The organism is Aurantiacibacter sp. KMU-128 (genome assembly GCF_056933515.1).
Map to the genome: position 1 here is coordinate 1,129,850 of NZ_JBXORT010000001.1, position 26,040 is coordinate 1,155,889.

At 61.9% G+C, this 26,040-nt stretch carries 22 protein-coding genes and 1 tRNA gene; 11 read left to right on the plus strand and 12 right to left on the minus strand.

Going from position 1 to position 26,040, the window contains the following annotated elements; translation table 11 throughout:
- Window position 1: 1 nt before the first annotated feature.
- The 7 genes from dusB (at window position 2) to hflX (ending at window position 9,306) form a co-directional block, all read left to right on the plus strand.
- On the plus strand, window positions 2-1,024 hold the full coding sequence (gene dusB, locus ACS0VV_RS05765; protein ID WP_483531770.1) for a tRNA dihydrouridine synthase DusB: 1,023 nt from the start codon (window positions 2-4) through the stop codon (window positions 1,022-1,024).
- Window positions 1,021-2,118 (plus strand): two-component system sensor histidine kinase NtrB, encoded by a 1,098-nt coding sequence (locus tag ACS0VV_RS05770; protein ID WP_483531771.1) that lies wholly within the window; start codon window positions 1,021-1,023, stop codon window positions 2,116-2,118. Before dusB ends, ACS0VV_RS05770 begins: the two co-directional genes overlap by 4 nt.
- Window positions 2,115-3,530, plus strand: coding sequence for a sigma-54-dependent transcriptional regulator (locus ACS0VV_RS05775; protein WP_483531772.1), 1,416 nt, complete (start codon window positions 2,115-2,117; stop codon window positions 3,528-3,530). The genes ACS0VV_RS05770 and ACS0VV_RS05775 overlap by 4 nt, the downstream gene beginning before the upstream one ends.
- Before the next feature lie 58 nt (window positions 3,531-3,588).
- A complete protein-coding gene (locus ACS0VV_RS05780; protein WP_483531773.1) occupies window positions 3,589-5,823 on the plus strand; it encodes a sensor histidine kinase in 2,235 nt (744 codons plus the stop codon).
- A 20-nt stretch (window positions 5,824-5,843) separates the two neighbouring features.
- Window positions 5,844-7,229 (plus strand): nitrogen assimilation response regulator NtrX, encoded by a 1,386-nt coding sequence (gene ntrX / locus ACS0VV_RS05785; protein WP_483531774.1) that lies wholly within the window; start codon window positions 5,844-5,846, stop codon window positions 7,227-7,229.
- A 155-nt stretch (window positions 7,230-7,384) separates the two neighbouring features.
- Window positions 7,385-7,966, plus strand: a complete 582-nt coding sequence (gene hfq, locus ACS0VV_RS05790; RefSeq protein ID WP_483531775.1) for an RNA chaperone Hfq — start codon at window positions 7,385-7,387, stop codon at window positions 7,964-7,966.
- Between the two features lie 80 nt (window positions 7,967-8,046).
- On the plus strand, window positions 8,047-9,306 hold the full coding sequence (gene hflX / locus ACS0VV_RS05795; protein WP_483531776.1) for a GTPase HflX: 1,260 nt from the start codon (window positions 8,047-8,049) through the stop codon (window positions 9,304-9,306).
- Here the strand turns inward: hflX and mazG are convergent.
- The 10 genes from mazG to ACS0VV_RS05845 all read right to left on the minus strand — a co-directional run bounded on the left by mazG (window position 9,303) and on the right by ACS0VV_RS05845 (window position 18,351).
- On the minus strand, window positions 9,303-10,055 hold the full coding sequence (gene mazG, locus ACS0VV_RS05800; protein ID WP_483531777.1) for a nucleoside triphosphate pyrophosphohydrolase: 753 nt from the start codon (window positions 10,053-10,055) through the stop codon (window positions 9,303-9,305). The genes hflX and mazG overlap by 4 nt on opposite strands.
- Before the next feature lie 99 nt (window positions 10,056-10,154).
- Window positions 10,155-10,322 carry a hypothetical protein gene (locus tag ACS0VV_RS05805; RefSeq protein WP_483531778.1) on the minus strand — a complete coding sequence of 56 codons (168 nt, stop codon included), beginning with the start codon at window positions 10,320-10,322 and terminating at the stop codon, window positions 10,155-10,157.
- Entirely contained in the window at window positions 10,319-11,086 is a 768-nt protein-coding gene (locus ACS0VV_RS05810) for an MBL fold metallo-hydrolase (protein ID WP_483531779.1), read from the minus strand. Before ACS0VV_RS05810 ends, ACS0VV_RS05805 begins: the two co-directional genes overlap by 4 nt.
- Window positions 11,083-11,871, minus strand: coding sequence for a TatD family hydrolase (locus ACS0VV_RS05815; RefSeq protein ID WP_483531780.1), 789 nt, complete (start codon window positions 11,869-11,871; stop codon window positions 11,083-11,085). The genes ACS0VV_RS05810 and ACS0VV_RS05815 overlap by 4 nt, the downstream gene beginning before the upstream one ends.
- A complete protein-coding gene (gene metG, locus ACS0VV_RS05820) occupies window positions 11,871-13,439 on the minus strand; it encodes a methionine--tRNA ligase (protein ID WP_483531781.1) in 1,569 nt (522 codons plus the stop codon). The genes ACS0VV_RS05815 and metG overlap by 1 nt, the downstream gene beginning before the upstream one ends.
- 10 nt (window positions 13,440-13,449) lie before the next feature.
- Window positions 13,450-14,421: a DNA polymerase III subunit delta' gene (locus tag ACS0VV_RS05825; RefSeq protein WP_483531782.1), complete on the minus strand. Its 972-nt coding sequence runs from the start codon at window positions 14,419-14,421 to the stop codon at window positions 13,450-13,452.
- Window positions 14,418-15,053: a dTMP kinase gene (gene tmk / locus ACS0VV_RS05830; protein ID WP_483531783.1), complete on the minus strand. Its 636-nt coding sequence runs from the start codon at window positions 15,051-15,053 to the stop codon at window positions 14,418-14,420. Before tmk ends, ACS0VV_RS05825 begins: the two co-directional genes overlap by 4 nt.
- A complete protein-coding gene (locus tag ACS0VV_RS05835; protein WP_483531784.1) occupies window positions 15,050-16,198 on the minus strand; it encodes a D-alanyl-D-alanine carboxypeptidase family protein in 1,149 nt (382 codons plus the stop codon). The genes tmk and ACS0VV_RS05835 overlap by 4 nt, the downstream gene beginning before the upstream one ends.
- 46 nt (window positions 16,199-16,244) lie before the next feature.
- Window positions 16,245-17,333 (minus strand): SPOR domain-containing protein, encoded by a 1,089-nt coding sequence (locus ACS0VV_RS05840; protein ID WP_483531785.1) that lies wholly within the window; start codon window positions 17,331-17,333, stop codon window positions 16,245-16,247.
- Entirely contained in the window at window positions 17,317-18,351 is a 1,035-nt protein-coding gene (locus tag ACS0VV_RS05845) for a lytic murein transglycosylase (protein ID WP_483531786.1), read from the minus strand. The genes ACS0VV_RS05840 and ACS0VV_RS05845 overlap by 17 nt, the downstream gene beginning before the upstream one ends.
- 146 nt (window positions 18,352-18,497) lie before the next feature.
- Here ACS0VV_RS05845 and ACS0VV_RS05850 point away from each other — a divergent pair.
- The 3 genes from ACS0VV_RS05850 (at window position 18,498) to ACS0VV_RS05860 (ending at window position 21,075) form a co-directional block, all read left to right on the plus strand.
- Window positions 18,498-18,587: transfer RNA gene (locus ACS0VV_RS05850), tRNA-Ser, on the plus strand.
- 35 nt (window positions 18,588-18,622) lie between these two features.
- Complete coding sequence (locus ACS0VV_RS05855) at window positions 18,623-19,057, plus strand: potassium channel family protein (RefSeq protein ID WP_483531787.1); 435 nt, start codon at window positions 18,623-18,625, stop codon at window positions 19,055-19,057.
- 50 nt (window positions 19,058-19,107) lie between these two features.
- On the plus strand, window positions 19,108-21,075 hold the full coding sequence (locus ACS0VV_RS05860) for a TIR domain-containing protein (protein ID WP_483531788.1): 1,968 nt from the start codon (window positions 19,108-19,110) through the stop codon (window positions 21,073-21,075).
- 15 nt (window positions 21,076-21,090) lie between these two features.
- Here ACS0VV_RS05860 and ACS0VV_RS05865 read toward each other — a convergent pair whose 3' ends face one another.
- On the minus strand, window positions 21,091-23,634 hold the full coding sequence (locus ACS0VV_RS05865) for a CHAT domain-containing protein (protein ID WP_483531789.1): 2,544 nt from the start codon (window positions 23,632-23,634) through the stop codon (window positions 21,091-21,093).
- Between the two features lie 24 nt (window positions 23,635-23,658).
- Window positions 23,659-23,979 carry a hypothetical protein gene (locus tag ACS0VV_RS05870; RefSeq protein WP_483531790.1) on the minus strand — a complete coding sequence of 107 codons (321 nt, stop codon included), beginning with the start codon at window positions 23,977-23,979 and terminating at the stop codon, window positions 23,659-23,661.
- Between the two features lie 130 nt (window positions 23,980-24,109).
- Here ACS0VV_RS05870 and ACS0VV_RS05875 point away from each other — a divergent pair, with 130 nt between their 5' ends.
- Window positions 24,110-26,038 (plus strand): hypothetical protein, encoded by a 1,929-nt coding sequence (locus ACS0VV_RS05875; RefSeq protein ID WP_483531791.1) that lies wholly within the window; start codon window positions 24,110-24,112, stop codon window positions 26,036-26,038.
- Window positions 26,039-26,040: the final 2 nt, after the last annotated feature.

Below are 26,040 nucleotides of genomic sequence, written 5' to 3' on the forward strand. Positions count from 1 at the left end.
CATGGAAAACCCGCTCATCCCTCCGCCGCCGGCCGTGACGCCGATCGAGGTCGGTCCGATCCGGATCGACTGCCCCGTCGTGCTCGCGCCGATGACGGGGGTGACCGATATGCCGTTTCGCCAGCTGGTGCGCCGCTATGGCAGCGGGCTCAACGTGACCGAAATGATTGCGAGCGAAGCCGCGATCCGCGAAACGCGCCAGTCGATCCAGAAAGCGCGCTGGCACGAAAGCGAAGACCCTGTCTCGATGCAGCTCGTCGGCTGCGATCCGTCCAGCATGGCCGAAGCTGCAAAGCTGAGCGAAGACCAGGGTGCGGCGATTATCGACATCAATTTTGGCTGTCCGGTACGCAAGGTAGTCGGCCAGTTCGCCGGCAGCGCGCTGATGCGCGAAGTGCCGCTCGCCACCAAGCTGATGGAAGCGACCGTGAAAGCGGTCGACGTGCCGGTAACGGTCAAGATGCGCATGGGCTGGGACCATGAAAGCCTCAACGCCCCCGAACTCGCGCATATTGCCGAAGATCTGGGGGTGAAGCTGGTGACTGTACACGGCCGCACGCGCAACCAGATGTACAAGGGCAGCGCCGACTGGTCGTTCATCCGCAAGGTAAAGGACGCCGTGAATATCCCCGTCATCGTCAATGGCGATATTTGCACGATCGCCGATGCCGCCAAGGCGCTGGAGCAATCGGGCGCGGACGGGCTGATGATCGGGCGCGGGGCCTATGGCAAGCCGTGGCTGCTGGGGCAAGTGATGCATTGGTGGCAGACCGGCGAATTTCTCGAAAGCCCCAGTTTCTCAGAGCAATACGAAACGCTGGTCGAGCATTATCACGCCATGCTGGAGCATTACGGTGTGGAGACCGGCGTCAAGATCGCGCGCAAGCATCTGGGCTGGTACACCAAGGGAATGCATGGCAGCGCGGACTTCCGCCACAAGGCCAATTTCATCGACGATGCGGCACAGGTACTGGGCGAAGTCGAGCGTTTCTACGAACCCTTCCTGAGGCGCCAGGCTGCGTGAGCGATAGCGGCGAGAGCAAGGCGACGGACATTCCCGGCCCGGCAGAGCAGCTGTCCGGCCTCAGCTTTGCGATGATACTGCTCGATCCCGAGCAGCGCGTTGCCGGTTTGAATCCAGAAGGTGAGGCGCTTCTGGGCGCCAGCGCCTCGCGGCTTGTCGGGCGGAGCATCCTCGACATCGTGCATTTCGCGCAGGAGCGTCTGATCGAAGGGCTTGGTGACCCCGATGCGCAATTCGTCGCGCGTAGCGTTGATGTCGGCATCGGGGAGCGCAACTGGCGCGCCAATCTGACCGTTTCGACCATTCCCACCCATCCGGGCTGGCGCACGCTGACGATCTCGGATTCGAGCCAGGGCGAGCGGTTTGGCGAGAACGACGCGACGCCGACTCTGCGCGGCCCTGCTGTTCTGGCGCACGAAATCAAAAACCCGCTCGCCGCGATTCGTGGTGCCTCGCAATTGCTGGCGCGCAAATCTGATCCGGCGAATGCCAAGCTGACCAGCCTGATCACCGATGAAGTCGACCGGATTGCCGCGCTGATCGACCGGATGCAGCGGCTGGGGCGCGAGGACACCGAGCCGGTCTCGGCGGTCAATCTGCATCAGGCGATCCACCGCGCGATGGAGACCGTGCAGCTCAACTGCTCCGATGCATTGGCGTGGCGCGAGGAGTTCGATCCCTCGATACCCGACGTTCTAGCCAATGAAGGCGCGCTGGTGCAGGTGCTGGTCAATCTGATGGCGAATGCGCGCGATGCCGCGATGGAAAGCGTTGCGCCCGAAGTGATGATCCGCACGCGCTTTGTTAGCGGGTTGGCGATGACGGTGAAACGGCTCGGCGTGCCGGTAAAGCTGCCCATCGAAGTGCGTGTGAGCGATAATGGCGGGGGGATAGACCCCGCTTTGCGCGACCACATTTTCGAACCCTTCGTTTCCAGCAAACCGCAGGGGCAGGGGCTGGGCCTCTCGCTGGTGCAGAAGCTGGTGCGCGACATGGATGGCCGCGTCAGCCACGAACGCGACGACAAGACCGGATGGACGCATTTCCGCGTGCATCTGCCGATGGTGAAACTGATCAGGACACAGATGCCATGAGCCGCACAGCCCTGCTGGTAGAAGACGACAGCGCGATTGCGACGGTGATTGTCGCCGGCTTGGAGGATGAAGGGTTCTCGGTCGAAATCTGCGACAGCGTTGCGGGGCGCGATGCTGCTTTGGCGGCAGGACGGTTTGACGTCATGTTGACCGATGTCATGCTGAGCGATGGCGACGGGATCGAAAGCCTGGGCGAGGTCCGCGCGGCCTATCCCGCCATGCCGGTCATCATCATTTCGGCGCAGAACACGCTCGATACTGCCGTCCGGGCGAGCGCCAATCAGGCTTTCGAATATTTTCCCAAACCGTTCGATCTTGATGAGCTGGTGCGCGCGGCGCGCCAGGCGGCAGATAGTGCGGCGGGCAGCAAAGGCGCGGGCGAGGCCATGCCCGAAGGCCTGCCGTTGATCGGGCGCAGCGCGGCGATGCAGGATGTGTATCGCATGATCACCCGGGTGCTCGACAATGATCTGACCGTGCTGGTGCTGGGCGAGAGCGGCACGGGCAAGGAGCTGGTGGCAGAAGCGATCCATCAGCTGGGTGCGCGCAAATCTGGCCCCTTCGTCGCGGTCAACGCCGCCGCGATCCCGCGCGAGCTTATCGAAAGCGAATTGTTCGGCCACGAAAAGGGCGCCTTTACCGGTGCCACCGCGCGCAATATCGGCAAGTTCGAACAGGCCGATGGTGGCACGCTGTTCCTCGACGAAATCGGCGATATGCCCGCCGAGGCACAAACGCGGTTACTGCGGGCGCTGCAAACGGGGCGCATCCGCCGGGTGGGCGGCGATCAGGAAATCGCGGTGAATGTCCGCATCGTCGCCGCGACCAATCGCGATCTGCTGCCGATGATTGCCGCAGGCACTTTCCGCGAGGATCTGTTCTACCGCCTCAACGTCGTCCCCATCAAACTGCCGCCCTTGCGCGAGCGGCAGGGTGATATCGAACCGCTGGCGCGGCATTTCCTCGCCAAGGCGGTGAAGCAGGGCCTGCCATCGCGCGTGCTGGGGGACGATGCGGCGCGCGTGCTGGAGGCACAAAGCTGGCGCGGCAATGTGCGCGAATTGCAGAACCTGATGTTCCGAGCGGCCTTGTTCGCGCGTGAAGAGCGGATAGGGGCAGAAACGGTCGCCGCGTGTCTCGATGCCAGCCATTCCGCAGTCGCGTCCGATGGTGCGGATGGCGGTGATATCGGTGAGGCGGTGGCCCGCTGGCTCGGCACGAGCCGCTTTGCCGAAGGCGCGCTGTATCATGATGCACTCGCCGTGCTGGAAGCGCCTGTGTTCCGCCATGCCTTGCGGCAGACCGGCGGCAACCAGCTGAAAGCCGCGCAAATGCTCGGGATCAACCGCAACACCCTGCGCAAGCGGTTGCAGGAACTGGGTATCGATCCGGAGGAGTTTTCCACCGCTTAGCCGCAAGGCGGCAAAAAGCCCTTGCAAAGAGGCAACAGTATTGTTGTAAGTCTGCAACGTGGCATCCACCTCTCTTTCCGGAGCGGACACGTCCGCAGGCAAACGCTCACGCTGGTGGCGGCGTGCGCAGGTGCTTGCGCGCCGGATGAACCTGTTCCTGTGGCTGGAGATCCTTGCCGGTGTCACGCTGATCGGAATGCTGGTCACCGCATGGGTCGCTGTCGCAGCGCGTGCGAACAGCAATGATCTGATGCCATCCGAGCAAGCGGCGGCGCTGCTCTTGGGAACGCTGATTCCGGCGCTTGGTATCGTCGTACTGTGGGGCAGACGCATTGCCATCCGCAGGGCAGGGGGAACGACCGCGCGTCTTCACGTAAATCTGGTGTTCTTCTTCTCGCTGATCGCAGCCATTCCGACACTGTTTGTCGCGGCATTCGCATCCGTGCTGTTCCAGTCGGGCGTGGAGTTCTGGTTCTCCGACGATTCCCGCGGAATCATGGAAAACGCCAATGAGCTGGCCGAGGGCTATTACGATGAGAACCAGCGCGCGGTGGGCCTCGAAGCGGTCGCCATGGCGAGCGATATGCGCTTCGTGCTCGAGCGATTACCCGTCTCCAGCCCGGAGTTTAACGACCAGTTCCTGCAACAACTTCTCGTTCGTAAGCTCAGCGAGGGCGGCATTTACCGCCGTTCTGATGAAGGCGATGCGCGGCTCGTCTATTTGCAAGATCCGCTGGCTGATCGGCAGCGATTGAGAATATCGGTCGAAGATATGGCGCAACTCGACGCAGGGGGCGAATTTGTCGCCCGCAGCTCCGAGGAGCGGGTGGAAGGGATTGCGCTGCTAGATCGTGAATCCGATGCCTATTTTTACGTGGCCCGAGATGCGCAGCCGGAGGCAGCTCAGCTCTATCGACAAGCGCAAAATGTGGTCAGTTCCTATGGAGAATTGAACCAGCGCGCCCGCGTTTTGCAGTTACAATTCAACGTAGCGCTGTTCCTTGTTTCGCTGGCTTTGGTCGGAATCTCAGTTTTCGCCGCGTTGCGATTTGCTGACCGCCAAGTGAAGCCTTTGGCCGAATTGGCCGATGCCGCAGGCGAGATCGGGGCGGGCAATTACGCCATGCGCGTTTCGGGTCGCACCGGCCCTGACGAGATCGGGCTGCTCAACCGCGCGTTCAACCGCATGACCTCGCAGATCGAGCGGCAGACCGATGCCCTGCTCGGTGCGAACCACCAATTGGCAGAGCGCCGGGCCTTTATGGAAACGGTGATGGAATCGATCACCGCGGGCATCATCTCGCTCGATGCCGAGGGAAACATTCTGCTGATGAACAGCTCCGCCCGGCGGTTGTTGCTGGACAATGCCGAGGGCGATGTGGTCGGGCAAAAGCTTAGTGAAATCGTCCCGCAATTCGACGCCATGGTGCGCGAAGGCTCGGCGAGCGAGATTGTGCAGTTCCAGCGAGGCGGGGAGCCGTTCACTTTCGCCGTCCAGCTTTCCCCCGCCAGCGAAGGCATGGTGCTGACCTTTGAAGACATCACCCGCCAACTGGTCGACCAGCGGCAGGCTGCGTGGTCGGACGTGGCACGGCGGATCGCGCATGAAATCAAGAACCCGCTTACGCCGATCCAGCTGGCAACGGAGCGCCTCAAGCGCCGCTATGGCCGCCAGATCGAGAGTGACAGCGAACTGTTTGACGAACTGACCGGAACGATCATCCGGCAAGTCGGCGATTTGCGCAAAATGGTCGATGAATTCTCCAACTTCGCGCGCTTGCCCAAGCCGATTTTCCGGCAGGAGGATGCGGTCGATCTCGTGCGGCAGGCACTGTTCCTGCAGGAAGTCGCCAATCCGCAAATCGCCTATGGCTTCGCCGCGGAGGATGACATTCCGCTGATCGCGTGTGACCGGCACCAGTTGGGGCAGGCGATGACCAATGTGCTCAAAAACGCTGCCGAAGCGGTTGATACCAAAGCGCGCGAGGAAGCAGCTGATCTCGATTGGCGCGGGCGTATCGTGGTGGAAATGGGCAGTACCGATGAGGCGGTGATCGTAATGATTACCGATAACGGCATCGGCCTGCCGCAGGGCGGGGTGAACGTCCTCGAACCCTATGTCACGACGCGCGAGAAGGGCACCGGCCTCGGCCTCGCCATTGTGAAGAAGATTGTCGAGGAACATGGCGGCGAAATCAGTTTCGCCCCCGCCACCGGAGGCGGCACACAGGCAACCCTGCGGTTCGCCATCGATCCGTCGGCACATACCGAACCTGCCGAGGGGCAAGCATGATGCGTAAAAGGACTAATTGAATGGCTCTCGACATCCTGGTGGTTGATGACGAACGCGACATCCGCGATCTGGTGGCCGGCGTGCTGAGCGATGAGGGCTATGAATGCCGCACCGCTGGCGACAGCGAGCGGGCAATTGCGATGGTGGACGAACGCCGGCCCAGCCTCGTGCTGCTCGACGTGTGGCTCCATGGCAGCCCGCGTGACGGGCTCGAAGTGCTCGACGCGATCAAGGCGCGCGAGCCCGGCCTGCCGGTCATCATTTTCTCTGGCCATGGCAATATCGACACCGCCGTGTCGGCGGTCAGCCGCGGGGCGATGGATTTCATCGAAAAGCCTTTCGAGGCGAGCAGGCTGTTGCATCTGGTCGAACGCGCGACCGAGACCGAACGGCTGCGGCGGGAAAATGCGCGGCTGCGTGAAGGCATGTCGGCATCCGACGAATTCACAGGCAATTCCTCGGTCATCAATCAGGTGCGCGCTACTCTAAAGCGGGTGGCCAATACCGGCAGCCGTGTGTTTGTCAGCGGGCCGGCGGGGGCGGGCAAGGAAGTAGCTGCGCGCCTTCTCCACACCTGGAGCCCGCGTGCCGACAAGGCGTTTGTCACGGTAAATTCCGCGCGCATTACCCCGGAACGGTTCGAACACGAACTGTTCGGCGAGGAAGCGGACGGTAAGCTGGTGCGGCCGGGCCTGCTCGAAATGGCCGATGGCGGCACGCTCTATCTCGATGAAGTCGCCGATATGCCGGAAAGCTCGCAGGCGCGTATTCTGCGTGTGCTGACCGAACAAAGCTTCATGCGTGTTGGCGGCACGCGGCAAGTGGGCGTGGATGTCCGCGTCGTCAGTTCCACCGCCAAGGACTTGCTGGCCGAAATCGCCGAAGGGCGGTTCCGTGAAGACCTGTTTTACCGGCTCAACGTCGTGCCGATCGAAATCCCTCCGCTGGCAGACCGGCGTGACGATATTCCTGCATTGGCCGAACACTTCTTCACCCGCTATGCCCGCGAACAGGGCCTGAAACCGCCCCGCATAACGCCGGAGGCGATGGCGGCCCTGCAGGCGTATGATTGGCCCGGGAATGTGCGCCAGTTCCGTAATGTGATCGAGCGGACCGTGATCCTCGCCCCGCGCGAGGAATTCGAAGAGATCGCGCCCGATATGTTGCCAGAGGAACTGATTGGCGGTTCGTCAGACACCGGTGCGGGTATGTCCAATCTTATGGGCGTTCCGCTGCGCGAAGCGCGCGAGAGCTTTGAGCGTGAATATCTGCGTATCCAGATCCGCCGCTTCTCGGGCAACATCTCCAAGACCGCCGGCTTTATCGGCATGGAGCGGTCGGCTTTGCACCGGAAACTGAAGCTGCTGGGGATGAACGAACGCAATGATGAGGGCGAGCGCGACTAGAATCGCAAAAGTCGATTGTTTCGCCAAGATTTCATAAGACGTTGCTAACTTTACAATTGACGTAACGCCGGGTCTGCCTATCTCATCGGTAATTGCCGGTCGCTTTGCGGCCAGACTGTGATGCGAAAGCGTCGCCAAGAACGATGGAGCTAACCATGGCTAAGGGCACATTGTCGGCCCGTCCGCGACCGCAGGCCGAAAAGGACGAAGACATTTCGGGTGATACAAATACCGGCGGAGCACCGGCAGCCAAGGGCGGAAACTTGCAGGACTTGTTCCTCAACCACCTGCGCCGCGAGAAAATTCCGGTGACCATGTTTCTGGTCAAAGGCGTGAAGCTGCAAGGCATTGTGACGTGGTTCGACAATTTTTCGATCCTGCTGCGCCGGGATGGGCAGTCGCAACTGGTCTACAAGCACGCCATTTCTACCATTATGCCGGGCAATCCGGTCGATGCGGACAGCTTTGATACGGTTACAGAAAGCCAGCGCAAGCAGCGGCTTTTGCAGGATATTTTTCTAAGCCGCGTGCGTGATTCGGCGGTGCAGGTGACGATGTTCCTCGTTAATGGCGTTATGCTGCAAGGGCGCATCGCGGCTTATGACCTGTTCTGCATGCTGCTGGAGCGCGAAGGCTATGTCCAACTCGCCTACAAGCATGCCGTGTCCACCATCCAGCCCGCGAGCCATGTCGATCTCTCCGGCGATGGCATCGATGACGGCGATGGCGAGAGCTGAGGCGCCACATTCTGATAGTTGATGACGACTTTGATGGCGAAGTAACCCGCGGCGCGCGGGCGCTGATCGTGTGTCCGGAAATGCGCGGCTACAGGGTCGGCGAGGATCCTGCTGCGCGGCTGGAGGAAGCCAAGGGGCTGGCGCTTGCTATCGGCATTGTGGTGGCTGAAGCCTATGCAATCACCGTGCGCGATATGCGCCCCAATACGCTGTTCGGGGAAGGGCAGGTGCAGCGCATTGCCGCCGATTGCGAGTTGCATGAAGCGGAGCTGGTCATTGTTGACGGCGCGTTGACGCCAATCCAGCAGCGCAATCTGGAAGACAAGATCAAGCGCAAGGTGATCGACCGGACCGGACTGATCCTGGAGATTTTCGGCGAGCGCGCCGCCACGGCGGAAGGGCGACTGCAGGTCGAACTCGCGCATCTCGATTACCAGGCGAGCCGTCTGGTGCGCAGCTGGACGCACCTTGAACGCCAGCGCGGCGGCTTCGGCTTCCTCGGCGGCCCGGGCGAGACACAGATCGAAGCCGACCGGCGATTGATCCGCGACCGGATGGCGAAATTGCGCCGCGAACTGGAGCAGGTGCGCAAGACCCGTGCGCTGCATCGCAAGCGGCGGGGTAGGGCACCGTGGCCGGTCATCGCGCTGGTCGGCTATACAAATGCCGGAAAGTCGACACTTTTCAATCGCATGACCGGGGCTGACGTCATGGCGGAAGACTTGCTTTTTGCGACACTCGACCCAACTATGCGGGCGATCAGCCTGCCGGGTGTTGAAAAGGCGATCCTGTCCGATACGGTGGGCTTTATCAGCGATTTGCCGACGCAGCTCGTCGCTGCCTTCCGTGCGACGCTGGAGGAAGTCACTGCCGCCGATATCGTGCTGCACGTTCGCGATATCGCCAATCCCGATACCGCGCAGCAGAAGCGCGAAGTGCTCTCCGTCCTCGCCGATCTCGGCGTGGTCGATGAGGCGGGGGAGGGCATCGACGCGCCGGTGATCGAGGTGTGGAACAAGTGGGACTTGCTTGATGCCGAAGCGCGCGAGGAGTTGGGCGGACGGGCCGCGACAGATGATGCCGTTGTCCCGATTTCCGCTGCTTCAGGCGAAGGCGTTGGCGCGCTCGCCGAATATCTGGGCGCGGTGCTGACCAAAGGCGCGCAAACCTATACGTTGACACTTCCAGCCAGCGATGGCGCACGGCTTGCCTGGCTCCACGCGCATGGCGAAGTGCTTGCTGATGACGATGCGGGCGAGGGCCAGGGCGGGCCGCAGCGACGCCTAGTGGTGCGCCTGACCGATAAGGAATTCGGGCGATTTGAGTCGCTTGGCGACTAGTCTTCCGACGCTTTGACGCGCTGCCAAAGCGCTTCCTGCGCGTCGAGATCGATATCAGCGAATTTGCCGTCCGCCAAATGCTCCATCGCGCGGAAGCGGCGCTCGAACTTGCTGTTGGCGGCGCGCAAGGCGTCTTCGGGCGCAATGCCATAGGCGCGCACCAGATTGACCGCAGCAAACAGCAGGTCGCCCGCTTCCTCGAACCGCTTCTCCGGCGCGGCTTCGCGGAGCTCTTGGACTTCTTCGGCGACTTTGGCCGCAGGGCCTTCGGTGTCAGGCCAGTCGAAGCCGACACGCGCAGCGCGCTTTTGCAGCTTCTGCGCGCGCATCAGCGCCGGTAACGCGCGGGCGACGCCGTCCATTGCGCTGTCAGCTCCGCCTGACACGCGTTCGGCCGCCTTGATGTCTTCCCATCGCGCACTGTCCATCATACCGCTTTCGTCGCCGAAGATATGTGGATGGCGTGCCTCCATCTTGTCCGAAATGGCGCGCGCAACGTCTTCAAACGAGAAGTGACCGGCTTCCTTGGCCATTTGCGCGTGAAAGACGACTTGCAGCAGCAAATCACCAAGCTCGCCGCGCAGATCGTCCATATCGCCGCGCTCGATGGCGTCGGCAACTTCGTAGGCTTCCTCGATCGTATATGGAGCGATGGTCGCAAAATCCTGCGCGACATCCCATTCGCATCCGCGCTCGGGATCGCGCAGGCGCGCCATGATGGATAGCAGACGGTTGAGCTGGTCAGACATGATAGGGGAGCGGTTGAGATTGGTTCATCTAAGTGCGTATATTGGAATGATAATATATATTATGTAAAGAATGGGGCATGGCGGTGAACAGGCCCCCTCTCAGGCTATCACGCTGAAAACGAACGCCACGCCCACAAATATCGCTGCCCAGATCAGCGCCATGCGGATCGTTTGGCTGGTGTCGATCTGGTAAGAACGATACGCGCCCGCCGCGAGCACCAGCCAGCCGACCAGCGCGACGATCGATACCCAATGCGCTCCATTCATGCGGTGAGCTCCATTCCGTCATAGCCGACCAGAACATTGCCTGGCACTTCGGCCTGCAAAGTCGCATAATCCATGCTCTTGTCCAGATGTGACAGCACAGTCTTTCCGGCTTTGCATTTCTTGGCAAATTCCAGCGCCATTTCGAGATTGGCGTGCGTCGGATGCTTTTCGCGTCGCAGGCAGTCGGTCACAAGGATGTCGACGCGCTCGAAAAAGGCGATCATTTCCTTCGTCAAATGACTGAAGTCTGTTGCATATCCAATTGATTTACCGTCACATTCAAAACGATAGGCAGTCGTGGTGATCGGCCCGTGCGGCATTTCCATATGCTCGACACCGAAGCCTGCGAAAATCCGTATATTTTCCAGCGTGTTAAGCTCGACGATGGACGGGTAGCCGTTCTGTCCCTCAAACACATAGTCGAACCGTCGCCGGAGCCGACCTGCGGTAAATTCGGAGGCAAAACCGGGCACGCCCGAGGTTCTGCCGAAGCGGAAAGGCCGCAAATCGTCAATGCCGTGGCAATGGTCGGCATGGTCATGCGTCCAGAACACTGCGTCGATCTTGGCAATCGCATTGCTGAGCAACTGGTTGCGCAGATCGGGCGATGTATCGACCAGCAACCGCGCACCGGCTTTGTTCTCGACGATGATCGAGACACGGCTGCGGCGGTTCTTCGGTTCCTTCGGGTCACATTCGCCCCAATCATTGCCGATGCGGGGAACTCCGGTCGAGGTTCCGCAGCCGAGTACGATTAGCTTCACGAAGCAGTCTTCCGCTGGGCCTTGGTGAACAGCGCGAAAAAATTGGCGGTGGTGGTCTCGGCCAGCTCTTCGACACGTACACCGCGCAACTCGGCGACGAATTCGGCGGTGTTGCGGACAAAGGCCGGCTCGCATTTCTTGCCGCGATGCGGCACGGGCGCCAGGAACGGGCTGTCGGTTTCTACCAGCAGGCGCTCAGCGGGAATTTCTTTCGCAAATTCCTGCAGTTCGGCGGCGTTCTTGAAAGTGACAATACCCGATAAAGAGATGGTGAGGCCCATCTCCAGTACGCGGTGGCCAAATTCGGGGGAGGCGGTGAAGCAGTGGATGAGGGCAGGGAAGGTCCCCCTCCCCATCTCGTCTGCGAGGATATCCGCCGTGTCCTCATCCGCATCGCGCGTGTGGATCACCAGCGGCAAGCCGGTTTCGCGCGCCACGCCGATATGCATCCGGAAGAGATCGCGCTGAACCTGACGGTCGGACTTGTCATAGTAGTAATCGAGCCCGCTTTCGCCGAGGCCGATCACCCGCGGATGTGTGCTCGCCGCAAGCAGCTTCTCGCGGCCCAGATCGGCGTGCTGGTCGGCCTCGTGCGGGTGGATGCCCACGGTCGCCCATACATCGGGTTCGCGCTCGGCAACCGCGACCACATCGTCCCATTCGCGTTCGCGAGTCGAGATGTTGAGGAAGCCGTCGACGCCTGCCGCACGGGCATTGGCGAGCACTTCGGCCTGCCGTTCGACAAGGCCTTCGTAGACAAGATGGCAGTGGCTATCGATCAGCACTACGCGCCCTCGCCTTCGGGTTCGGGCATTTCGAGACGGGGGAATAGGCCTTGCGGCTGTTCGAGGCGGAAACCGCCTTCCGCGAGCGGCGAATACCAGTGCGACCGGATCGCCTCGGGGCTGCGCAGATCCTCGCCAATCCCCATCGCGCCGAGCAGTTTGGCCATCGAACCGGGCATGACCGGCACGACCGCCACCGCAAGCTGGGCGATGCAGATGTAAAGCGTTGCCAGCACAGTCTGCATACGCTCCGGATCGGTTTTCTTGAGCGCCCAGGGCGCGGCTGTGTCGATATAGGCGTTGCAGGCAAACACTGCGCCCATCCACGCTTCCAGCGCCTGCGCAAAGGCCAGATCGGCATAGGCAACAGGCATTTCCTGATGGATCACGCGGTCGACATGGGCGAAGAGCGCATTGTCTTCGTCGGTATGCCCATGGACTTCAGGCAGGGCCGCCTCGCAATTCTTGAAAATCAGCGAAAGCGTGCGCTGCGCCAGATTACCGAAGCTGTTGGCCAGCTCCGAATTTGACCGGTTTACAATCGCTTCTGCTGAATAGCTGCCATCCTGCCCGAAGCTGAATTCGCGCAGCAGGAAGTAGCGCAGCACATCGACGCCATATCTCTCCGCCAGCTCGCCCGGATCAGTGACATTGCCCAGCGATTTGCTCTCTTTCTGCCCGCGATTGAGCAGGAAGCCATGCGCGAACACCTGTTTGGGCAGCGGTATATCCGCGCTCATCAGGAAGGCGGGCCAATAGACGGTGTGGAAGCGGGTGATGTCCTTCCCGATCAGGTGCAGATCGGCGGGCCAGAACTTCGCCATATCGGGCGTTTCATCGGGATAGCCCAAGCCGGTGAGGTAGTTGGTGAGCGCGTCCACCCACACATACATCACATGGTTTTCCGCGCCCGGAACCTTCACGCCCCAGTCAAAGCTGGTGCGGCTGACCGAGAGATCGCGCAATCCGCCTTCAACAAAACGCATCACTTCGTTGCGGCGGCTTGCCGGGCGGATGAAGTCAGGATTGTCGTTGTAGAGCGCGAGCAGCCTGTCCTGATAGTTCGACAGCCGGAAGAACCACGTTTCTTCCTCGGTCCACTCGACAGGTGTGCCTTGCGGGGAGAGCTTCTCGCCCCCCTCGCCCTCTACAAGCTCGCACTCGTCGTAATAGGCTTCGTCGCGCACCGAGTACCAGCCTTCATAGCGGTCGAGATAGAGGTCGCCCTTCGCCTCCATCGCCTGCCAGATCGCCTGGCTGGCGCGGTGGTGTACGTCCTCGCTGGTGCGGATGAAGCGGTCGTAGGAAATGTCGAGCTGGTCGAACAGACTGCGGAAATGGCCGGACATCTCGTCTGCCAATTCGCGCGGCGTGATACCCAGATCGCGCGCCTTCTGCGCCATTTTCAGCCCGTGCTCGTCGGTGCCCGTCTGGAACCGCACGTCGCGGCCCATCTGGCGGTGGAAGCGCGCCAGCACGTCAGCGGCAATCGTCTCATAGGCATGGCCGATATGCGGCTTGCCATTGGGATAGTGAATCGCGGTAGTGAGATAGAAGGGATCGGCCATCGCCGAACCCCTAGGCCGCCGCTTTCCCGCCTGCAAGACCGGCGAGCAGCGTTCCGACCTCCATGATGAGCAGGCCGGCATCGAAATTGGCGGTCGGCGCTTGCCCTGCCAGCTTCACCAGTGCGCTGTGGGTGTCGACGAGCGCGGGGATCGCGTGCTTGGGTGTGCGCGCCATCCGCTCGGCGACCACCGCACGGGCGAGTTCTATGGCAGCGAATTGCTTTTCGCGCGTGGGCCGCGCGCCCATTGCAGCAGCGAGTTGGCCGCGCAGAGAAAAATCCGGGTCTCCGCGCTCGACCAAAACCTGCATCAGCTGGTGGATTTTGCCGAGATCGAGCTCGACGAAATCAATCGCCGCACCTGGGGAGCCGCTGGCGGCAGCAATCGCTGCAGCGCGCACTTCGCCGTTTGCTTGCGGCGCTTCGCGGGCGAGGACGGCGTCCATATCGGCATCGGAAACGCGCGGGAAATCGAGCACGCGGCAGCGCGAGCGGATCGTGGGGAGCAAGCGCCCGATCCGGTGGGCGATGAGCAGAAAGAAGGTTCCGCCGGGTGGCTCCTCCAGGCTTTTGAGGAGCGCGTTGGCGGTTGGCGGCTCCATATCGTCCGCCGGATCGATAATCACGGCGCGCCGCGAAGCCAACGTTGGGCGCGTGGTGAGGCGGTTCTGCAGCGCCCTGATCTGGTCGATCTTGATGTTGCGGGCGAGTTCAAAAGGCTTGCCGTCGGCAGCCTTCTTCGCCTCGGTATCGTTCTTGGGCGGGTGCGAGATGTAGAGGATATCGGGATGATCACCTTGCGGTTGCGGCACACCTGCTTCGGCCACCAGCTCGCGCGCGGCGGCGAGTGCGAAGGCCGATTTGCCCACGCCCTTCTGTCCCGACAAGATCCAGCCATGGTGCATCCGCGCGCCGCCCAGCGCGCGCCGCCATTCGGCCCAGGCCCTTTCGTGGCCGATATAGTCGTTTACGGACTGGCTCACCCGCCCTCGCCCAACATCGGTGCCATTGCGCGCAGAATCCGGTCATGCACTTCGCCCGGAGCGCCGCTGGCGTCGATCAGCACGAAGCGTTCGGGATCCATCGCTGCAAGATCGCGGAAGCGTTGCGCGACCTTTGCGTGATATTCGGCCGACTTACCGCCGATCCTGTCGCGCGTATCGCCATCGCGTGCGGCAAGCCTTCGCGCCACATCCTCGCCCCCGGCATACAGCAGAAAAGTGACATCGGGCATCAGTGCGTAAGAGCCGATGGTGTGGAGCGAAAGGATCGCATCGTCGGACAGATCGTCCCCACCGGCCTGATAGGCGCGCGAGGAATCGATGAAGCGGTCGCACACCACCCATTTGCCGGCATCAAGCGCGGGGCCGATGGCGTGGGCGACGTGGTCCGAACGGGCAGCGGCGAACAGCAACGCCTCGGCGCTTGCATCCCAGTCATATTGCGTGTCGAGCAGCAGGGCGCGGATCGCCTCGGCGCCTTTGGTGCCGCCCGGCTCGCGTGTCAGCAGCACGTCGATCCCGCGTCCCTCCAGCACATCGGCGAGCATTCGCGCCTGTGTCGATTTGCCGACGCCTTCGCCGCCTTCGAAGGTGATGAAGCGCCCGCCGCTCATCCGAGCCACCCGGCAAAGGCATTTGCAATCCGGTCGAGCGGCCCGGCCTGACTGACACTTTCCGCAGCCTCCAACGGCGCTTCGAGCACGGTTTCGCCGTCGATAATCAGTCGCAAGCGCGCCACGATGTCTCCCTCGGCGAAGGGTGCCATAATCGGCCCGCGATAGGCGATGTCGATCGTGTAGTCCCCCTCTTCGACGCCTTCGGGCAAGGATATGGCGAAATCATCGGGCAGCCGAAGTCCGACTTCGCGCCGCTCCCCGTCTTGCACCTGCGCCAGTCCGACCCGCGCACCGCTGGCGAATAGCTGCCGCTGGCGGAAATTGGCAAAGCCCCATTCTAGGAGCGCGCGCGCGGTTTCATCGCGCACTTGCTCGGTGGGTGCACCCGCCAGCACCATCATCAGCCGCCGACCGTCGCGTTTGGCCGAACCAAGGAAGTTGAACCCGGCTTCGTTGGTATAACCCGTTTTCAGCCCGTCTGCCCCGGCAACGCGGCCGGTGACCGGATCGTGATTGTCCTGCGCGATGCCACCCCACTGCAGCCCGCGATGGCCGTAAAACCGGCGGTAAAGACCTTCATGGTCAATCGCGCTCGCGCGGCCTAACAACACCAGATCACGCGCGGTTGTGTAGGTCTGTCCACCGTCGGGAAAGCCGTTGGCCGAGCCGAAATGCGTGTTGCGCATCCCCAGCGCGCGCGCATTGGCGTTCATCAGCGCCAGCCATTGATCAAGCGAGCCCGTGGCCGCAATGGCCAGCGCCACGCTGGCATCGTTTCCCGAAACGGTTGTGACGCCAAGCAACAGTTGCGCGACGGTCGGCCGTTCACCGGCGCGAAGGAACATATTGCTCCCTTCGTTATACCACTCGTCTTGCAGTTCCTGGCTGTAGAGAAAGGGCATATCGAGCCGCAGCTCGCCCGCTTCGATAAGCTCGAACGCCGTGTAGGCGGTCATCACCTTGGTGACGGAGGCAGGGACAAAGCGGCGGTCCGCTTCACGCGCATAGAGGGTCTGTCCGTTGGACAGGTCAACCAGCAGCGCAATCGGAATGTCATCCGGTACCGGCGCTTCGTTGGCGATCGCAGGCGTGGTGAGCCATAGCGCCCACGCTGCCCACATCGCCGCCCAGATCCGTTTCACGCCCGCTCCGCTTGCATGGCACAGGCAGCGCGGGGAATGCGGTGCCTTAGTCGCCGGTGAAGATTCGCGCGTCGGTATAGCCTGCACGTTGGACATTGGCGAGCGAGGCCTCGGCTTCTCCACGGGTGGCGAAGGGGCCGGTACGCACGCGGTAGAAACGTCCGGCCTGCGTGACCTGTCCGCCGATCACGCGGGCGACGCGGTCGGCACGACTGCGGTCAGAAAAGGCTGCCGCTTGCACGACGAATCCGCCGTTGGCTGCGGTAGTAGGGGCAGGAGCGGGTGCGGCCGCAGGCGTCAGTGCGGCAGTGGCCGTCGGAGCTGGAGTCGGAGCTGGCACGCTAGCGCCGAGCGGCGGGAGCGCGGGCACATCCTGAACACGGGGTGCTGGAACGGGTATTGCTGTCGGTGTGGGCGCCGGAGCCGGTGCCGGAGTCTGTTGCGCGGTCGAGGGCGCAATCGCCACCGTTGGCAGCGCTTGCGGAACACGCGGGGTCGCAGCGGGGCTGGCAGCATTTTCCGCGCGCAGCGAAGCTCCGCCATCTTCGGGCAAGCGGCGGCGCAGCACGGTGAGAAGCGATGGCGGCGTGTCCATCCGCAAAGGTGCGGCCTGCCCTGCCCGCAGCAGGAAGCGCTGGTCTTCGGGCGGCACTGCGCGGCGCACGCGCACCGGCGTCTCGCTGCTCGCGCCCAGCTGCGCCATGGCGGCGGGGGACAAGGCGACCAGATGGTTAGAGGTCATCGGCCCGCGCCGCTCCACGCGGACAAGGATGGTGCGCCCGGTATCAAGCGCGGTCACCTCGACATAGCTGGGCAGCGGCAACGTGTGGTGCGCGCCCGTATAACCCAGCGCGCCCGCGTCAATCGTCGCATAGCCGACGTGATCGTAATTCAGCACATCGGCGGGTTCGTATTCGGTGCTGCCGACGAAATAGGGCGCACCAACGACCACCGGAAAGTCCGCGCTTGGCCCGTTTGCACGGGTGGGCGCGATGATATCTCCCGCGCTGGCGAGATCAGCCTGCCCTGCCCCGCCACCGCAGGCTGCCAGCGCAAGCCCAAGCGAAAGGGTTAACGGAGCCCGCGCAATCCTTGGCGCAAGACGGGCGAAACGGAATTCATCGGGCGATCTCATCTGCAAGCAACCCCACACTCATGGCGTAGTAATTCGAGCAGTTATATTCGAGGATAACCCTATAATTCTGCGTTAACAGGTAACCGGGCGCTGCCGGGCCGTCGGGTTCGAACAGCGCGGCGAGCACATCGTCACCAATGGGCGCGCGCGGTTCGATGCCCCTTACCCGCCATTCGCGCACGGTCAGCCAGCGGCTGTGGCGTTCGTGCACGCGCGGGCAAACCGGCGAGGTTACACGGCTTTCGATCCCGCTGCGATCAGCCGAATTGGGCACGAAAGCGCGCACCGCCCACGGCTCACCCGGGCGCCATCCGGCATCGCGGAAATAGTTGGCGATGGAAGCGAGCGTATCGGCATCGCTGTTCCACACGTCGCGCTGCCCGTCCCCGTCGGCATCGACGGCGAGGCGCAGATAGACGCTGGGCAGAAACTGGCCATTGCCGAAAGCACCCGCATGGCTGCCGACCAACCGGCTGCGCGGTACGCCCTGATCGACCATTTTGAGCACCGCGATCAATTCGGGTTCGAACAGATCACGGCGGCGACCCTCCCATGCCAGCGTCGCAAGGCTGCGCGGCAAATCGAAGCTGCCCATCACCGCGCCATAAGACGTCTCGTGCCCCCAGATGGCGATGACGATTTCGGCCGGTACGCCGTATTCCGCTTCGATCTGCGAAGCGATCGGCCGTACCCGCGCCAAGGTGCGCACCCCGCCATTGATGCGCGACTGCGTGTTGTGGCGACCAAGGTAATTGGCCATCGACGGGAAGCCCGTGGCCGTGCGCGGGCTGCCTGCGGAAACCAGCTGGTCGCGGTCGAGTTCGATCACGCGGTTGTTTGGCGTCAGGCCGGCAAACACGCTGTCAATCGTGCTCTGGCTCACCCCTTCGGCACGAGCCTGCGCGGCAACGGTTTCCAGATAGGCGTCAAACGACTGGGTCTGCGCGCTGGCGGAACCCGCTGCGAGACATGTTGCAGCGACAAACAGGCCAAATTGGCGAAAGAGTTTTGATTTCATATCGACACCCTATGCTGTTCCGCCGTTTTGGGGAATCCCCAGATTATCGCTTCGCGTTGAAACGAGTCTGGTTTGCGTCGAGACGCGGGCAAGATGCAAGCGTGACAAGCGGCGACTTTATCGCTAGCTGCCTCTTCGCTCGCTTCGGATGGGTGGCAGAGCGGTTGAATGCACCGGTCTTGAAAACCGGCAAGGGTGCAAGCCCTTCGTGGGTTCGAATCCCACCCCATCCGCCAGAGATACAAGCGGCTTGCGGAAAAAGGGGGGGCAAATGGCGATCACATTCCTTCTTGCCTTGCTCCTTGTCGGCCTGACAATTGCCATCCATTACGAGGTGCTGCGCCTCACCTCCTCCCGCCTGTCACATATGCGGATTGCGCCACGGATGCGCATTATCGTCATTCTGGTGGCAGCGTTGACCTCCCACATGATCCATATCCTGCTGTATGCAGCAGTCTTTTACGGGCTGGAGTACCATACAAGCCTGGGGTCTATTGACGGTCCCTCAGGGCATGGTTTCGGCGATGCGGTGTATTTTTCGATCACCAGTTACACCACTCTCGGGATCGGTGATCTTGTGCCCACGGGGGCGGTCCGGTTGATAAGCGGGATCGAAGCCCTGAACGGCCTTGTCATGGTCGGGTGGACCGCATCGCTGACCTATCTTTACATGGAACGCTTCTGGCATCTTCATTCGCGCAAGTAATGCCGCGTAATTTGCTTGCCGGGGACGCGGCAAAGTGCAACCTTTGACAAATGGCAAAGGGGGATCCAGCACAGCCCGCATCGGCAGATGTGTTCGTCAGCTATTCCCGCGTGGACGAGCACCATGCGCGCCGGTTGATCGAATTTCTTGAACAGCAAGGATTTTCCGTCTGGTGGGACGGAATGCTGGAAGCGGGAACGCCTTTCACCACCTCGACCGAGACCGCGCTGGAGCAGGCAAAGGCCGTGCTTGTGCTGTGGAGCAAGACGTCGTCGGATTCGCACTGGGTCCGCGACGAGGCGCAATCGGGGCGGGACCGTCAGTGCCTTGTGCCCGTCAGTATCGACGGCGCGCTGCCGCCTTTGGGTTTCCGGCAATTCCAATCGGTTGACCTTACCGACTGGAATGGCCGTCCTGATGCCCCCGAAGTGCGCAATATCAGCGATACGATCGGGCGATTGGTGGGCAAGGCGGCTGGGCAGACAACACCTGCCGCCAGTGTCGCAACGGCTTATCGCTCGACCCCTCACAGCGCGCCCGCAAACCGTTCCAAACTGTGGATTGCGGGGCTTGCTGTCATTGTCGCGGGACTCGCTTTTCTCGGCTTCTCGCAGTTTTCCGATGAGCAACCGGTACAGAGCAACAGTCTGGCCATTCTGCAATTTGCCAATCTGAGCGATGACCCCGACCAGGACTATTTCTCCACCGGCCTTTCGGAAGAGCTTCGGCAGGTCTTGAGCCAGAACGGTGGTCTGCAGGTCATGGGTCAGGCCTCAACCGCCGAAGCGACGCAGGGAGACAATAATCCGGAAGACATCGGGGCACTTCTGGGTGTGCAATATCTGCTCGACGGAAGTGTCCGCCGCGCGGGTGATACCGTGCGGGTTTCGGTCCAGTTGATTGATGCGTCGACCGGTTTCGATATTTGGTCGGAAACCTACGAGCGCGGTCTGGACGATATCTTCGACGTGCAGAGCGAGATCGCCGGACAGGTTGCCTCGGCGCTGCAACTGCAGATGACCGCTGCCAATGGCGAATTCGGCGATCGCCTTGGCGGAACCGACAATACGCAGGCCTATGACGCCTATCTTGAAGGGCGCGCGCTTTACGATCTGGCGCTGGATGAGGAAACCGACCGGGCCGCCTTGCGCCTCTTCCAGACGGCTGTTGAACTCGATCCGGACTATGGCGCTGCATGGGCTGCGCTCTCGCGGGTGCAGACGGTAATCGCGAACAATTATGCCGGAGACAGGCCGTTGGACGAGGCCTATGCCGAGGCCATTGCTTCGGCCCGAAGAGCGGTCGAAGTGGCACCCAATCTGGCCGCCTCCCATGCTGCCCTCGGATTTGTGTACTTCAACGGACGGCTGGACGTTGGCGGGGCCGAGGGGCCGATGCGGCAGGCCTATGCGCTGGGCGCGGGTGATGCCGATATTCTCCAGCTGTTCGCGACATTCGCCGCCCGCATCGGCGATTTCGATCAGGCCCGCGAGGCCATCGCAAGGGCCATTGCGCTGGACCCGCTCAATGCCGTTGCGCTGCGCAGCGAAGCGGCGATCCATTATGCGGAAGGCAATTATGCCGAGGCTCGCAGAGCGATTGCGGCAGCGCAGGAGATCAATCCCGATATGCGCGTGCTCAACCGTATGCTGGGTGATATCTCCTATCTTGAGGGTGATTTTGCGGCAGCGAGGGACTTTTATCAGGCAGAGCCGAGTTCACTCGGCCAGCTGACCGGGCTGGCGATGACGCTGCCTCGCGTCGGTGATGCCGCAGGCGGCGCTGCGGCGCTGGCGCAGTTGCGTGAAGAGTTTGGCGAGAACAGCCTTTACCAGCAAGCGCAGATCCTGGCGCAGGCAGGCGATATCGATGCATCGCTCGATGCGTTGGACGCTGCGCGTGCCGCCAATGATTCGGGGCTTGCCTGGTTGCGCAATGATCCCATGCTCGAACCGCTTTACGATGAAAGCAGATATCAGGCGCTTTTGACCCGGATCGGCTTCAGTACAGAGCGATAGCCGTGCCCGGCCAGATCATGGCGTCGGATAGTCGATAACCAGTCGGCTCGTTTCGCCATCGGGCAAGCATTTGTTGCCGACGATCATCGGGAACACCGCACCGGCCGGCACTTCCCAATTCGCGATGATATGCGCAGCCGCATCGGCGACAGTCTCCCGCGCCGCAGCAAGATCGCCAGTCTCCGGATCGATCATCAGCAAAACCTGGATCGGCTGGAACGCGCCATCGGCATTGGCTGCGGGATAGGGTGCCGGAAGCGAGGCGGGAAGTTCCCCCTCTCCGTCCACGATGACCGCTTCGAAGTCGCTTCGTCCGTAGCAGTTCCAGTCGACGAACACTTCAACGCGGCGATTGGCCGGCTCTGCCACACCGTCCTCGGTAGGCTCGGCATTTTGCTCCTCGCCGTAATAGGTTGCCCAGCTTACCGATGTGAAGTTGTCCTGCCTGCCCCTCAGCGCGTCCGCGACGTAAAGCGCGCGTTCCTCGGATAGCGCGCTATTTGCGGCAGCGTCGCCGGTGCGGTCGGCAAAGCCGGTCGCCACCAGAATTGTATCGGGGCAAGCGAGCAGCGACGGCAGAACGCCGAGTTTGGCGGCTTCGATTCCCTGTGCCTCGCTCGCTCCGAGATCGAAATAGATTGTCTGCGCCAGCCCGGCACAAATGGCGACTGGCCTGCGGAAGGATTCGTCCGAAGCCGGAACCAGCGGTTCCTCGCTGTTAAACAGAAGGTGCGAGCCGGCAGGCTCCGGATAGCTGAACTCTCCCCCTCCAAGCTCGGTCACTGGCGGCGGAGCGCCAAATTCCTGAAATGTGAAATCCTCCAATACCTCGATCCCGGCCACCGGTACCAGCGGAGGCAGGTTCTCGGCATTGCCCTCGGGGAAAGGCGGCGGCGGCGGCGGAGGTGGAGGCGGAACCAGCGGATCGGGTGCCGGGATTGCCGCGTCCACGCGCCGTACTCTCACAGGAGCGGACTGCTGGCGCGCCTGCCTCACCGGTTGCCCGGTTTGGGTCCCGCCCTGACCTTGCGTTACGATCCTCGTCGGCTGCGCATCAGGCCGTGTCGGCTGTGCATCAGGCGTTGTTGGCTGCGCATCGGGCGTATCCTGCTCGCCGGTTGAACCGGTTTCCTCCGGCGTTGGCGTGACCGGCCCGTCAGTTGGCTCCCCGTTACCGTTCTGTCCGGCGTTCGGATCTTGCTGGCCGACAATTTCAACCTCGTCCTGTCCCCACGGAATGAAATTGTATGCGCCGACCAAAGCACCGGCAACCACCGTAAGCGATGTGGCGATGCGCGCCAATTGCGCGGTTTTCTCGTCCATAATGCCGAGGAAACCGCCCTTTTTCTCTTCGTCCGGCTTCTCATCCGCACTCTTGGTTTCCAGATCGGCGGGCGGCACCGGCGCAGCTGCCGTCGGCGCAAACAGGATCCGGTCGGTTTCGCCGGATGTGTACAGCACCGGGGTAATCAGCTCCAACTGCGTCAGCGGGTGGGCATCGTTGGCGATTGCGCAGCGCCCGAGCGTGACGGCACTCGCGATGCTTTCGCCATTGGTGAGCGCGGTGTAGAAATCCTGGCTGAAATTGATCGCCGCATCGTCCGAAACGGGTTGCTGCATAGCGACCACAAAGGGCACATTCAGGCGCTGCAGGAGGTTCTGTGCAACACCCGCCATGGGCGCGTCGCGCGACGTTTGCCCGCTCTGGCAGGAATTGAGCACCACCAGCCACGGGCGATTGTTGAGTAGCATATTGCGCAGGGTTTCCGCGCTGACCTTGTCCGATTCGCCCTCTTTCGCGCTCTCGAAATAGAGATAGCCGTTCCCGTCCTTGAACGCGCTGTGGCCGATGTAATGAATAATATGCGGCTTCCAGCCCAAAACCTTGCGCCGGAATTCCTCGCGCGTTGCGGCAGGCAGCGACTGGACTTCAAACGTGTCGGAGCCTTCGGACACCAGTTCCTTGATCCGACGCTCGATATTGCCGACTTCAACATCGGTATCCAGATCATCGCGCGGGTTGGCCGCTGCCACAAGAATGCGGATCGGACGCTCGATGGGAGCGGGCAAATCGCTTTGGGCGTCGAGCTTGCGGATGAGGTTTGATGTGGTGCCGATCGCTAGAAAGCGGTCATGCGATGGCAGGTAGGCCGCTTCCCACGGGATAGCCGACAGTTCGGCTGTCTCGGAAAGATCGAACTCGATCATCACGCCTTCATTGTCGGCGATCCGGTCTTCCAGAGCGCCAAGTATTTTCGGGCCCTCGGCGCCATTCCGGGTGTCGAAAAGTGTTTCGAGAACTCGCTCTCCGATCACTTTCAAGGTCGGCAGATCAGCCGCTTGGAAGAACCGCTGTTCGGGCGAGAGCGCTTGCGGTTCGGCGCTGCGGAAACTGCGCTGTGTGCCGCCATCCTCGGCCGCGGGAGTTTGCCAAAGATCCGAAATATCCGGCGGGAGTTTGGTCCTGAAGCGATGAACAGCGCCCGATCGCCGAACGGTGACCTGGTATTCTCCATCTCCCGCCGGGGAGAAGGCAATTGTCCAACGCTTCTGGCTCAATCGAGCACCCCCTTCGGCTATTGCCTACCGGTCGCCCTCATTTCCCCTGAACCGGCGGTCACCCTCATTGCCGCGCATCCGGCGATCGCCTTCGTTGCCGCGCATGCGCCGGTCTCCCTCGTTCCCACGCATGGGACGATCGTCATCGGTATCTTCGCTGGGCTGTTCGTTTTCGCCGGGCTGTTCGTTTTCAGCGGGAAGGTCTTCGTCGCCCTCCGGATCGTGATCTTCCGGATCGTGTTCACCGCCGCGTGTCCGGCGATCACCCTCGTTGCCCCGGAAACGACGATCACCCTCGTTCCCGCGTGCTGGGCCGCCTTGTCCCTTGCCAATACTGCTGCTCATATTGCTTCCCCCACAAAGCGCAGACGCTATAGGAGTTTCCTGAACGCGGCAAGTGTGCTTCTAGTGACGCCAGTCTTTTGCGATTTTGGAAACAACGATCACCCGAACCGTAGCCCCTCCCCTTCCGCAGATGCGATTTGCCGTCGGCGTAACCGGCCATCGCGCGGCACACGCGTCCTATCCGGCAGATGACACTATCCTCCGGCAAACCGTGCGTGATATCTTCGCCAAGCTGCATGCCTTGGCAGAAGCAGAAGGCGCGTCCGGTGGTTGCCGTCTCACAACGATGCTTGCCAGCGGTGCAGACCAGATGGCGGGCAAGGCTGGGCTGGAGCTGGCTTGGGAGCTGGCGGTTCCCATGCCCTTCGGATCGGCCGTGCATCGTGCGCTGATGGCAATGCCGCTTGAGGAGGAGGAAGCGCTGGCGGTGCTGGCGGGGTCTCCGGGGACTAGCGAAAGCACGCAAGCCGCCTTGGCGCCGATTTTTGCGCTGGAGAAGCAGGCCACGGTTTTTCAGCTCGCAGAAGCGGACAAGGCCATGTCCGATCTCTTGCTCCAACACATTCGCAAGCCCCACGATGTCGCCCTTGCCAACACCTTTCTCTTCGAAACAGCGCAGCGTTATGCCGTCGCGTCACGGATCATTGTCGAGCAGAGCGATCTGCTGGTGGCGATCTGGGATGGACAAGCGCACGCCAATATCGGGGGCACCGGTCACACTGTGCGCACGGCTTTGCACGAAGCGGTTCCGGTGTTGCGGATCGATCCGTCCGATCCGGAAAATTGGTGCCTGCTAACCAGTACGGAGATGCTGGGGAACATCGATTGCGAACAGGCGCGTGCGGGTCGGGAAGAGCGCCTGCGCGGCATTGTCCGGCGCTCGCTTTCCGGCGGGTTGTCCAGCCCGTTCGCAGCTCTAGCTGGCGAGCAATGGCATGACCGAAGCGCGTTGCCACAGCACGCCTACCGACGGATCGAAACACTGTTTGGAACAACCGGGCTACGCAACCGGCTGAAGTCGATACGCCAGACCTATGAGACACCGTCGGCGATTGTCGATGGGTCTGCTCGTCCGGTCGTGCATTGCCTGACCGACCTTGCGAAGGCGGATCCGCATTTTGTTACCCGGACTAGCGCTTCCATACTCCACCGCTTCGCCTGGACGGACGGGATATCGGCGCGGCTATCCGATTTGCACCGGTCGGGAATGATCCTGAACTTTTTGCTCGGCAGCGTCGCGATTATTGTCGGCCTGCTTTACCTGCCTCTGGTCTCGCCCGAACACAAATGGCCGTTCGCAGCGGCGGAGTTGCTGGTACTGCTGCTGATCGTTTTCAACACAGCAAATGCACGCAAGCGCAATCTCCACAGTCGCTGGTTTGCCACCCGAAGGGCGGCAGAATATCTTCGCCATCGCCCGCTTATGCTGCTTGCCGGTGTCGCGCGGCCGGCAGGGCAATGGCCGCATGATGCAGAGGAGGATTGGCCGGAACGGTATGTCCGCCATGCCACGCGTGAGGCAGGCCTGCCGGGTATCATTATCGACCATTCATGGCTGTCGCGCGCGCTTGGTGCGCTGCGGGATATCCACGTGGTGCCGCAACGCGATTACCACAAGGACAAGGCAGCGCGCTTGAAGCGGACGCACCATGCGCTTGACCTTGCCTCGGAATATCTGTTCTTCGCCGCCATCATTGCTGTCACTGCCTATCTCGTTCTGGCTGGCGGTCAGGCTTTGGGCCTTATGATGTCGCTGGATGTGCCCAAGATCGGAAAGTGGCTGACCGTAACCGGCGTTGCCTTTCCGACCATCGGTGGCGCGATTGCCGGGATCCGCTATTTCGGCGACTTCGAGCGTTTTGCAGATATCTCGGAAGTGACGGCAAGACGCCTCGACGAGGTCGCCGCGAGGATTGATCTGCTCAATGACGCGCTGAAGGAGAAGCTTAGCTATGCCGACGTTGCCGAATTGCTGCGGACAACGGACGAGATCGTGATGTCCGAACTGCAGAGCTGGCAAGCGGTTTTCAGTGGCAAGCGCATCTCTGTTCCCGTCTGACC

Bases quoted from the DNA above. Each gene is read 5' to 3' on its own strand.
- ACS0VV_RS05855 (WP_483531787.1), top strand. From the start codon at position 18,623: ATGGCGATCACATTCCTTCTTGCCTTGCTCCTTGTCGGCCTGACAATT.
- hfq (WP_483531775.1), top strand. From the start codon at position 7,385: ATGGCTAAGGGCACATTGTCGGCCCGTCCGCGACCGCAGGCCGAAAAG.
- ACS0VV_RS05845 (WP_483531786.1), bottom strand. From the start codon at position 18,351: ATGAAATCAAAACTCTTTCGCCAATTTGGCCTGTTTGTCGCTGCAACA.
- ACS0VV_RS05870 (WP_483531790.1), bottom strand. From the start codon at position 23,979: ATGAGCAGCAGTATTGGCAAGGGACAAGGCGGCCCAGCACGCGGGAAC.
- ntrX (WP_483531774.1), top strand. From the start codon at position 5,844: ATGGCTCTCGACATCCTGGTGGTTGATGACGAACGCGACATCCGCGAT.
- ACS0VV_RS05860 (WP_483531788.1), top strand. From the start codon at position 19,108: ATGGCAAAGGGGGATCCAGCACAGCCCGCATCGGCAGATGTGTTCGTC.
- hflX (WP_483531776.1), top strand. From the start codon at position 8,047: ATGCGCGGCTACAGGGTCGGCGAGGATCCTGCTGCGCGGCTGGAGGAA.
- ACS0VV_RS05840 (WP_483531785.1), bottom strand. From the start codon at position 17,333: ATGAGATCGCCCGATGAATTCCGTTTCGCCCGTCTTGCGCCAAGGATT.
- tmk (WP_483531783.1), bottom strand. From the start codon at position 15,053: ATGAGCGGCGGGCGCTTCATCACCTTCGAAGGCGGCGAAGGCGTCGGC.
- ACS0VV_RS05875 (WP_483531791.1), top strand. From the start codon at position 24,110: ATGCGATTTGCCGTCGGCGTAACCGGCCATCGCGCGGCACACGCGTCC.
- dusB (WP_483531770.1), top strand. From the start codon at position 2: ATGGAAAACCCGCTCATCCCTCCGCCGCCGGCCGTGACGCCGATCGAG.
- metG (WP_483531781.1), bottom strand. From the start codon at position 13,439: ATGGCCGATCCCTTCTATCTCACTACCGCGATTCACTATCCCAATGGC.
- mazG (WP_483531777.1), bottom strand. From the start codon at position 10,055: ATGTCTGACCAGCTCAACCGTCTGCTATCCATCATGGCGCGCCTGCGC.
- ACS0VV_RS05775 (WP_483531772.1), top strand. From the start codon at position 2,115: ATGAGCCGCACAGCCCTGCTGGTAGAAGACGACAGCGCGATTGCGACG.
- ACS0VV_RS05805 (WP_483531778.1), bottom strand. From the start codon at position 10,322: ATGAATGGAGCGCATTGGGTATCGATCGTCGCGCTGGTCGGCTGGCTG.